Origin of the sequence: Streptomyces sp. MMG1533 (genome assembly GCF_001279775.1) — a bacterium.
Lineage (GTDB): Bacteria > Actinomycetota > Actinomycetes > Streptomycetales > Streptomycetaceae > Streptomyces.
This window is the reverse complement of the sequence record NZ_LGDG01000192.1, coordinates 1-255: the sequence shown is the minus strand read 5'-3', so window position 1 is coordinate 255 and position 255 is coordinate 1. Positions and strand designations below refer to the sequence as shown.

1 protein-coding gene is annotated in these 255 nt (G+C 69.8%); it reads left to right on the top strand.

The genetic code is table 11. The features are described from left to right. The coding region (locus ADK57_RS19315; RefSeq protein WP_199830625.1) for an FAD-dependent monooxygenase at window positions 1-255 on the top strand (255 nt) is incomplete at both ends.

Genomic DNA, 255 nt, shown 5'->3' with positions numbered 1-255 from the left:
AGGACGGGGTGAGTGTCGAGCTGGCGGACGGCACGCAGCTGCGCTCGCGTTACCTCGTCGGCTGCGACGGCGGCCGCAGTGCCGTGCGCAAACTGCTCGGCGTCCGTTTCCCCGGTGTGCCCGCCACGGTGGAGACGCTGCTGGGGGAAATGGAGGTGACCGAGGATCAGGCGACGATTGCCGCCGTCGTCGAGGAGGTCCGCAAGAGCCAACTGCGGTTCGGTGTCACCCCACCCGACGAGGACGGGGTGTGCC